Consider the following 10,682-nt stretch of genomic DNA (forward strand, 5'->3'; position numbering starts at 1 on the left):
GGTGCACCGCCTGGCTGGGTAGAGAGGCTCGGGCTGTTGCCGATGGGGAAGGAGGCGCGGTAGCGGGCCAATCCGGTGCAGTCCTCGGGGGCGCTATAGCCGCAGTAGCCTGTTCCGAGGGGGAACTGGGGGTCGTAGTTCTTGGTGTCGGGGTGGTTCTCCTGGACCTGGCCCCAGTGCTGGGTGCCGCTGTCGTCGCTGATGCTCGGGTCGATGAACCAGGGGGCGGAGCCCTTGCCGAGCACGTTCTGATCAGGGGTCAGATCGATACCGGTGGCGGTCGCGTTGACGGTGATGGGGGCGACGTGGGCGCTGTCGCCGGGGGCGTCGGGGGTAGAGGTGTTGGTCGACGTTGTGGCCGGGGCGGCGGGTGCGGCGAACAGTGAGCGGGCTTGGGTGACCGTGCCGCTGCTGGGTGCGGCGGGTGGGGGCATGGTGGAGTCCCACTGCATCGGGGTGGGCGCGTGCAGGCGCACCTTGCCGGCGGAGTCCTTGTAGGTAATGTTCCCGGCCGCGTCCGAGGCCACGGTCAGGCCGTTTGCCGCAGTGGTGAAGTGCACCGTCTTCAGAGCCGGATTGGCTGCTGCGGTAGCGGTTTTGACGATGATGACGTCGCGCCAGCCGCCGTCGGGCTGTGCGGTGACCTGCAGGTCGACATCGGGGGTGAGGACGCCGGCGTAGGTGGCGGTGGCGCCGGAGATCGTGGGTGCGGGCAGTGCGAACGGGGCGGTCACTGAGAGCTGCTGGCCGTCGGCGGTGGTCACGGTGGCCAGCGGTCCGGTTCCGCCGCCGGAGAACTTCAGCCCGGTCGAGGCTGCGGTGGGGCTGAGAGTGCCGTCGATGTTGGCGTGGAGCGTCGCGTCGATGGGCGCCCAGCTGCTGCCCTGCTTGATACGCACGGGCGCGGCGTAGTCGTCGGTGGTGAGCGTGCCGTTCGGGTTGACCAAGGTCGACGAGGTCGCGGTGGTGAGCAGGTCCACGGTGACGGGCTGGCCGGTGGCCTTGGCCTTCGTGCGGGCATCGGCGATCGCCTGCGCGGTGGGCGACAGGGCTGGTGCCGGGCCGGCAGGGGCGGTGATGGGGATCGGTACAACGGGCAGCTGGGGGCCGGTGACTGCGGTGGCAGCGGGTGCGGTCAGCAGGCCGAGCGCGAGGGCCCCGCCCGTCCCGTGGGAGAGAAACCGCAGAAGGCGGCGACTCTGTGTCATAGGCGTGTGTATGCGTGGACCTGGCGTGGACTGGTGCACTGGGTTGCTTCCCCTCCCTGAAGCCAGCCTTTCGGCTGATTGTTCGACATGGCACGATGCGGTGTCAGCTGTTCGAAGGTCAAGTTGAATCTTTGGCTTGCGAGTACATGTCCGGATTGGTTCCGGCGACTAGGTCAATAGTTCATAAAGTTCGCCAGTTGAACTGCTGACCGGCCTGGCGGGTGGAGATGCCTTCACATACTGTCTGACGTGATCACGGCGCCCTTCGCGTGCCCGCGATCTTGACCAGTTACTGCAAGGGGTGGGGAGTGGCTGTGCGGCTTCGGCGTGCGCGGATGTCAGCGAGACATCGAGGGGGGAGCCTGGTTGCGACCCTCGGAGTGTTGTCTGGTCTGTTGGTTGCGCAGCCGGCGGCGGCGTTGGGGCCGACGTTCGGTGATCAGGTATGGGATCCGCCGCACACCCCACTCGGGGCGAAGACAAAGTCGGTCATGGGAACGAGCCAGAGGCCCTCTGGGGCCAAGGGCCCGCAGTTCCCGATGCCGCCTGTTTGGACGCCTTCCGCGCCGGTGGCGCCGAAGACCGGTTCGGCTGCGGTGACGATCGGCGCGGACTCGCCTGACGCACAGGCCGCCCGGGCCGCCACTGGTGGTGCCGCGGCAGCCTCGGCCGGCGACGCCCCGGCGCGGGCGGGCGAGCTGCCCGTTCGGGTGGCGGCCCAGCCCGGGACGGCGCAGCGGACCCGGAGTGTCAAGGTCGAGGTCTCGGGCGCTGATTCAGGCGCGGCGGCGGGCGGGCAGACCTCGCTGGTGAGCCTGTCCGGGCAGGCAGGTGACCAGGTCCGGGTCAGTCTTGAGGTGAAGGGGCTCGGCGGTCAGGCCTGGGCGGATCGGGCCCACCTGGTGGCGCTGCCCGCTTGTGCGCTGACGACGCCGGACGCGGCCGAGTGCCGGGTGCAGACGCCGGTAGCGGCGGTGCTGGACCAGGCCGCCGGGACGTTGACCGCGGATGTCGCGCTGCCCCAGTCGAAGAGCTCCGTTGCGAGCAGTGGCGGTGTGGTGCGGGCGTCGTTCGTCCAGGCCGCCAGCACTCAGACAGCCCCGTTGGTGCTGGCAGCCGCTCCGACTGCGTCGGGTCCGGCCGGCAGCTACGCGGCGACTTCCCTGAACCCGTCGGCGGCCTGGAGCTCGGGCTCCAACGTTGGCAACTTCACCTACTCCTACCCGATCCAACTGCCGCCGCCGCTGGGTGGGGTAGCGCCGTCGGTGGCACTGTCGTACGACTCCTCCGCTGTGGACGGAAAGACCTCGGCGCAGAACGCGCAGGCCTCCTGGGTCGGCGCCGGCTGGGACTACCAGCCGGGCTTCATCGAGCGCTCCTACAAGAGCTGCTCCAAGGACGGCATCAGCAACAGCTACGACCTGTGCTGGGGCGGCCAGAACGCCACCATCAGCCTGGCCGGCCACTCCGGTGCGCTGGTCCGCGACGACGCCACTGGCGTGTGGCACCTGCAGAGCGACGACGGCTCGAAGGTCGAGCAGCTGACCGGCGCGCCCAACGGGCTGCCGACGGGGGAGTACTGGCGCCTGACCACCGGTGACGGCACCCAGTACTACTTCGGGCAGAACCACCTGCCTGGCGGTGACGGTAGTGACCAGGCGAGCAAGTCCGCCTGGTCGGAGCCGGTCTACTCACCCAACAGCGGTGATCCCTGCTACAACTCCGGCTCGGGGCAGGCCTCCAACTGCATGATGGGCTGGCGTTGGAACCTGGACTACGTCGTCGACGCGCACCAGAACCTGATTACCTACACCTACACGCCTGAGACCAACCAGTACTCCCAGGGCGCTGGCCAGAACAACGGCATCGGCACCCTGACCACGTACACCCGCGGCGGCAATCTCCAGCAGATCGCCTACGGCCAGCGGCTGCCCGAGCAGCTCACCGCGAAGGGCACGGTCAAGGCCGCAACCCTGGTGACGTTCACCACCGCCGAGCGTTGCCTGCCCTCTGGCACCATCACCTGCGACCCCTCGCAGCGCACCAAAGCCAACCAGGCCTACTGGCCCGACACCCCGCTCGATCAGGCCTGCGACGGCAGCAGCAGCTGCAACGTGTCGGGTCCCTCATTCTTCACCACCAAGCGGCTGACCACGATCGCCACCTCGGTGCTGGCCAACGGCTCCTACACGCCCGTGGACTCCTGGGCACTGGGCCAGTCCTTCCGCGATCCGGGCGACGGCACCCCCCAGACACTCTGGCTGGACTCGATCACCCGCACGGGCTCCACCGGCGGCGCCTCCAACGCCGTGACCCTGCCCCCGGTAACCTTCACGCCCGTGGAGAAGGCCAACCGGGTCGACGGCCTGGTCCCGGCCGAGCCGGCCTTCAACGAGCCGCGCATCCAGCAGATCACCACCGAGACCGGTGGCCAGATCAACGTCATCTACACCCAGCCGGCCTGCTCCCGGGTAAGCGGTCCGATGCCGAGCAGCGAGGACGGCAACACACTGCCGTGCCAGCCGGTGCACTGGTACCTTCCGGGCTCCAGCTCGACCACCCCTGTAAGCGACTGGTTCAACAAGTACCTGGTCACCGACATCACCGAGCAGGACGGCGTGACCGGCGCCGTCTCCAAGGCCACCCACTACACCTACAACGGCGACACGGCCTGGCACCGCAACGACGCCCAGTTCACCGACCCGGCCACCCGTACCTGGGACGGCTTCCGCGGCTACCAGTCCGTGACGGTCAACACCGGCAGTGCCTTCCCTGGCGAGGCCCCGAAGACCCAGCAAACCGTCATCTACCTGCGCGGGATGGACGGCGACTACAAGGCCGACGGCACTCGACGCTCCGTCAGCGTCGCCAATCCACTCGGCGGCACAGTGACCGACAGTAACTGGCTGTCCGGCGCCAAGCTCGCCACCCAGGCCTACACTCAGGTCGGCGGCCAGGTCGTCTCGATGTCCGGCACCGTCTACAGCAGCCAGCAGACCACCGCCACCCAGGCCCAGGTCGGCGGTATGCCGCCCCTGGTCGCCCGCTACGCCTCCGCGCAGGCCACCGGAATCAGCAAGGCGCTGCTTTCTGACGGCACCACCTGGCGGACTACCACCTCGGTGGTCACCACCGACCCCGCGCACGGCAACCGGGTACTCACCAGCGATGACCAGGGCGACGGCAGCGCCGCCACCCCCGAGGTCTGCACCACGATGAGCTACGCCACCAGCAGCAACCCGGCGCTCACCGGACTGCTCAGCGAACGCAAAGCGGTGGCCGGCTCGTGCGGCATGGCGGCCAACGCGCAGAACACCGTCTCAGACACGCGGATCCTTTTCGACGGCCAGCCGTTCGGCCAGGCTGGCGCGACGGCTGACCCAACGAGCAGTCAGATCCTCGACCACTACGACGGTTCCGGAAACCCGGTGTACCTCAACACGGGCGCGACCACCTCGGACATCTACGGGCGGCCGCTGACCAAGAGCAGCAGCGACGGTTCCACCTACAACGCGTCAGGTGCCCAGCTGACCGGCCCGAACACGACGGTGGCCACCAGCAACATCGCCTACACTCCTGGCACCGGCGCCTACCCGACCACCGTGGTATCCACCTCGCCCACAGGTTGGACCTCTACCGTCACCCAGGAACCGGGCCGCGGCCTGGCACTGACCGCCACCGACCCCAACAACCGCACCGCCACCGAGCAGTACGACGGCCTGGGTCGGGTCACCAACGTCTGGACCCCCGACCGCTCCACCAGCTACAGCGCCAGCATCAACTACACCTACTCGGTCAACGGCACCAGCGCACCCTCCAGCGTGACCACCCGAACGCTGCGCGAGACGCTGCCCGGCAGTACCGACTTCTCGTGGAAGACCGAGATCTACGACGGTCTGAACCGGCTCCGGCAGGCCCAGGCCACGCTACCTACGGGCGCAGCCGGCCGTCTGGTCAGCGACACCGTCTACGACTCGCACGGTTGGCCGATCAAGACCTCGTCGCCGTACTTCGACTCGACGACGAAGCCCAACACTGCGGTCTTCTCGCCCCAGGACTCGCAGGTCCCGGCGCAGACCTGGACGACCTACGACGGTATGGGCAGGGTCACCAACAGCGCGTTCATGTCGTACGGGCAGCCGCAGTGGTCCACTGCCACCGCCTACCCGGGCGCGGACCGCACCGATGTGACGCCCCCGCAGGGTGCCATGCCCGCCTCGACCGTCATCGACGCACGCGGGCACACGGTCGCGCTGTGGCAGTACCGCACCAGCACGCCGACTGGGCGTTCCACGGACGCCGACGTCACCAACTACAGCTACACCCGAGGCGGCCAGCCGGCGGGGCGCACCGACGCGGCCGGCAACACCTGGAGCTACGGCTACGACCTGCAGGGCCGCCAGGTCTCCGCGACCGAACCGGACAGCGGCACCACCCAGACGTACTACGACGCGAACTCCCGTATCGACCACGCCACCGATGCCAAGGGCAACACACTGGCGTACAGCTACGACCTGCTGGGACGCATGACCGGCCTGTACAGCGGCAGTGTCGCTCCGGCCAACCAGCTCGCCGGGTGGGTGTACGATACTCTGGCTAAGGGCCAGCTGACCTCGTCCACCCGCTACGTCGGCGGGGCGAGCGGTCAGGCCTACATCAAGGCCGTCACCGGCTACGACATCGCCTACCGCCCGACCGGCGCCAGCGTGACGATCCCGTCGTCCGAGGGCGAGCTGGCCGGTACGTACTCCACCACGACCATCTACAACCCGGTGCTCGGGACGGTGAAGCGGACCACACTGCCCGCGCTCGGCGGTTTGCCAGCCGAGACGGTCGGCTACACATACACCACCACCGGCGTGCTGACGGCCTCCGGCGGTGCCAGTCCGATGGTCACCCGGGTCAACTACGACGCTTGGGGCCGGGCGACTCGCACCACGCTGGGTCCGGCGGGCAACCAGCTGGTCTCGACCCAGCAGTGGGACCCGGCCACTGGTCACCTGATCACCTCCTGGCTCGACCGGCAGAACGGCACCGTCTCCGTCAACCAGGTCAGCTACACCTACAACCAGAGCGGCTCGGTCACCTCGATCAGTGACCTGCAGGACTCCGTCGCAACCGACGCCCAGTGCTTCACCTACGACTACCTGGGCCGGCTGACCAACGCCTGGACCGACACCGCCGGCACCACCACCCAGGCGACCGGCGCCTGGACCGACAGCTCCGGTGCCGTCAAGGGCACAGGCGCCTCCGCCTCTGTCCCCGGCATCGGCTCCTGCACCAACGCAACCGGCCCGAGGTCCAGCGTCGGCGGACCTGCACCGTATTGGCAGTCGTACGGATATGACGCCACCGGCAACCGCACCAGCCTGGTGCAGCACGACATCACCGGCAACACCGCCAACGACGTCACCACCACCCAGACCTTCGGCGCCCCTGGCAGTATCAACACCGCCACCAGCGCACCGAACACGGGCGGGGGCACCGGCGGACCGCACGCGCTGCTGACCAGCTCCACCAAGTCGGCCAGCGGTACCACCACCGCCAGCTACCAGTACGACGTGCTGGGCAACACCACCGCGGTCACCAGCCCCAGCGGAACCACCACCCTTACCTGGAACGGTGAAGACAAGCTTGACACCACCGCGATCAGCGGCCAGTCCGGCACGACCACCTACCTCTACGACGCCGACGGCGGCCAGCTGATCCGCCGCAACGCTGGCAAGACCACCCTCTTCCTGGGTCCCGACCAGCTGACCGTCGACAACAGCGGCTCTATGAGCGATGTTCGCTCCTACGGCGCGCCCGGCGGCGTCACGCTGAGCCGGGTGACGGCGGCGACCGCCGGCGGCACCCTGGTCTATCAATGGGCCGACTCGCACGGCACCGGCAACGTCCAGATCAGCAGCGACAGCTCACAGGCCGTCACCCGCCGACCGAGCGACCCGTTCGGCAACCCGCGCGGCACCCAGCCCGCGCCCGGCAGTTGGTCCGGCAGCAGCGGCTTCGTTGGCGGCACCTTGGACCCGGCCACCGGTCTGACCAACTTGGGAGCCCGCGAGTACCAGCCCGCCACTGGCCGGTTCCTCAACCCCGACCCGATCCTAGGCACCGGCGACCCACAGCAATGGAACGGCTACGCATACAGCGACAACAACCCAGTCAACCTCAGCGATCCAAGCGGGCTCTACGCCCCTTTCTGCGTGACCCTCGAATGCGTCCAGGGCACTGGCGGCACCGGCAGTGCAGCCGGGGACACCAGCAACGCCCCGCCCGGCACCATGCCCGGAGGCGACCCGGTCTACGTGCAAATCAGCCCAGTAGTGGCAGTCCAGGATGACGGCTCCGGAACCGTCCAGAAGCTCAAGAACGCCTACGACGACTACTTCAAGAAGCGGCCCGCGTCGGCTGGGCTCCCGCCGGTCACCGAGGAACTGGCGGCGATCGACGCCGGCTGCCGCTCGCTCGGCTCGGCCTGCAACAAGGACGTCCAGGACCTACTGGAGAACCTCTGGGAGTGGGATGCCGCCTACCCCGCGAACGGACAGAACTACGCGGGAGTACGCGGCATCATCCTGACCATCAATGCCTGTGCCTTCCGAGGCAGTTGCGGCAAGGCGGACAAGGGCACATACCTCACCGCCGACGAGGACGGGCTTCACACCTACGGCTCAGTCAACGGAAAGGCAGCAGCCAAGGAGAATCGCTACGACCTGGAGATCTCCCTGGGTGGCGGCGCCAGCGTCGACTTCTGCCACAGCTTCCTGGCTGACAGCGAGGTGCTCCTCGCGGACGGCTCGCACAAGCCGATCTCCGAGGTGACGACCGGGGACACCGTCCTCAGCACCGACGCCGCCTCCGGTACCACGACTGGTGAGAAGGTCACCGGCACCATCACGACCAACACCGACAAGGCGTTCAGCACCGTCGAACTCAGCGATGGCAGCGGCACCGAGCAGATCGTCGCCACAGACACCCACCCGTTCTGGGTGGACTCCGCCCAGCGCTGGGTCAACGCGGGTGACCTCAAGCCTGGGATGATCCTGCACTCGTCGGGGCGCCAGCTGACGGTGCTGTCGGTCGGGCACTTCCAGGGGCGCCACCAGACGTTCGACCTCACAGTGGCCAACACGCACTCGTACTATGTGTTGGCCGGATCCGCTCCGGTCCTGGTACACAACTGCAACGGCCTCATGCCCGGACATGACGTCACCTGCAAGTGCGAGGGCATCGGCGACGAGATCATCTGGAAGAAGGCTCCTACCGAGGATGATCAGCCTGAGGACGACGTGTTCACCAGGCACGCGCTGCAGCGGCTCCGCGAACGACATGTCCCGGATGAGGACGGGCGCGCTCTGCTCCAGCGGGAGCCATTCTCGTACTATCACGACGGCCAGTGGAAGTCGGGCTACTACGATCCGAAGTCGAAGCTGTTCGTCGGCAAGACCATCGACGGAAACGTGAACACGGTGATGATTGAAGTCGAGCAGGGGTACATCTCCCGGCTCAAGGCAGCGAGGCCTGGATACGATGAGTGAGATCAGAGTGACGTTCGATCAGACGGCGAACGCAGCCTACCTGTCGTTCGCCGATCCCGAGACGGCGCCTAAGGTCGCCCACATGTACGCCTGCGACCCGATCGCTGTGCGCGGCATGATCAATCTGGATTTCGACGAACAAGGCCGACTCCTCGGGATCGAGGTGCTCGGGGCTACGTCGAAGCTGCCGCAGCGGTTGCTCGACACCGCGGAGCGGCTGGACGACGGGAAGGATTAGCCTCGGGCTTTCATGAGGCCAGCTGTCCGACGGGTGGTCAGAAAAGCAGAAAGGGCCTCTGACCAGCGAGAATGAGGATTGTCTAGGTCCCTGTTCCCGCCCCGGTCGGAGGCACTTTCCAGGTGAGTAAGAGTAGCGGGTCGTACCCGCGTGTCCGCGTCGAGGGCGGGGGTCGCGGGGTGGTCTCGCAGTCCGGCGCCGTGCTGCTGGTCGAGACCGCCCGCAAGACAGGACTGGATGCGGCGATATCGACGGCTCTGGCGCCGTGGCGCAAGGCTCGGGCGGTCCATGACCCGGGCAAGATCCTGCTGGACGTCGCGCTCGCCGTAGCCCTTGGCGGGGACTGCTTGTCCGATGTCGCGGTTCTGCGGGCTGAGCCTGACGTGTTCGGTCCGCTGGCCTCCGACCCGACCATCTCGCGCCTGGTCGACACCCTCGCCGCGGCCGGGCCTCGCGCACTCGCGGCAATCCGGCGGGCACGGGCCGAAGTTCGTGAGCGGGCCTGGCGGTTGGCCGGCCAGGCGGCCCCGGACACGGGCGGCGAGGTGGTCGTGGACATCGACGGAGTGCTGGTCCTGGCGCACTCCGAGAAGGAGGACGCCGCCAAGACCTGGAAGAAGACGTTCGGGCACCATCCGCTGTTCGCGTTCGTCGACCACGGCCGCGAGGGGTCCGGGGAACCGGTCGCCGGGCTGCTGCGGCCGGGGAACGCGGGCAGCAACACGGCTGCCGACCACATCGAGGCCGCCCGCCTGGCGCTCGCCCAGCTGCCGAAGAAGTACCGGCGCGGACGCCGCACTCTGATCCGCACCGACTCCGCCGGCGGCACCCACGACTTCCTCAACTGGCTGACCACACGAGGCCGATGGCTGTCCTACTCGGTCGGGATGACCATCACCGACGCCATCCACGCTGCCGTGCTCCTGGTCCCGGCCCCGGCATGGACCCCGGCCGTCGAACCCGGCGGCGAGATCCGCGACGGCGCCTGGGTCGCTGAACTCGCCGGCGACGTCCTGGGCGGCTGGCCGAGGGGGATGCGGCTGATCGTCCGCAAGGAACGTCCGCACCCCGGCGCGCAGTTGCGCTTCACCGACGCCGACGGCATGCGGCTGACCTGCTTCGCCACCAGCACCACCGGAACGCCGATCGCAGCCCTGGAGCTGCGGCACCGCCAGCGGGCCCGCGCCGAGGACCGCATCCGCGCCGCCCGCGACACCGGCCTGCGCAACCTGCCCCTGCACGACGCCGCCCAGAACCAGGTCTGGCTGGAGATCGTCCAGCTCGCCCTCGACCTGCTCGCCTGGATGCCCATGCTCGCCCTGACCGGGCCCGCCCGTCGGTGGGAGCCCAAACGCCTGCGGCTGAGGCTGTTCTCCGCCGCCGCCCAACTCGTGACCACCGGCCGCCGCCGCCACCTCCGCCTGGCCCGCCACTGGCCCTGGACCGAGACGATCACCACCGCGTTCGAACGCATACATGCCCTGCCGAACCCCGGCTGACCAGCGACAACACCCCGTCCCGACGAGCACCCGACCACCTCCGGAACAGTGGAACCCGGCGCCCACCCGAAGCGACAGCCGGGCCCTCACCATGCCCACAGGACGGAAACACCGGCCCGGCCAAGCAGAAACGGCTCGCCAGCCAAGCTGACGAGCCGTCATGCAAGATCGAGGCTAACGGCAATACCAGTGACTTAAG

3 protein-coding genes and 1 pseudogene are annotated in these 10,682 nt (G+C 68.4%); 3 read left to right on the forward strand and 1 reads right to left on the reverse strand.

Annotation, left to right across the window (positions count from 1 at the left end):
* A pseudogene (locus C7C46_RS30360) lies at positions 1-1,208 on the reverse strand (ricin-type beta-trefoil lectin domain protein); the annotation flags it as partial.
* Positions 1,209-1,804: 596 nt separating this feature from the next.
* Between C7C46_RS30360 and C7C46_RS37475 the strand changes: the two are divergent.
* From C7C46_RS37475 to C7C46_RS30375, 3 genes are all read left to right on the forward strand, one after another.
* A complete protein-coding gene (locus C7C46_RS37475; RefSeq protein ID WP_146259267.1) occupies positions 1,805-8,746 on the forward strand; it encodes an RHS repeat-associated core domain-containing protein in 6,942 nt (2,313 codons plus the stop codon).
* A gap of 7 nt (positions 8,747-8,753) precedes the next feature.
* Positions 8,754-8,984: a DUF2283 domain-containing protein gene (locus tag C7C46_RS30370; RefSeq protein WP_245985199.1), complete on the forward strand. Its 231-nt coding sequence runs from the start codon at positions 8,754-8,756 to the stop codon at positions 8,982-8,984.
* A gap of 122 nt (positions 8,985-9,106) precedes the next feature.
* Positions 9,107-10,483, forward strand: a complete 1,377-nt coding sequence (locus C7C46_RS30375) for an IS1380 family transposase (protein ID WP_110673148.1) — start codon at positions 9,107-9,109, stop codon at positions 10,481-10,483.
* Positions 10,484-10,682: the final 199 nt, after the last annotated feature.

Source organism: Streptomyces tateyamensis, from assembly GCF_003205575.1.
Lineage (GTDB): Bacteria > Actinomycetota > Actinomycetes > Streptomycetales > Streptomycetaceae > Kitasatospora > Kitasatospora tateyamensis.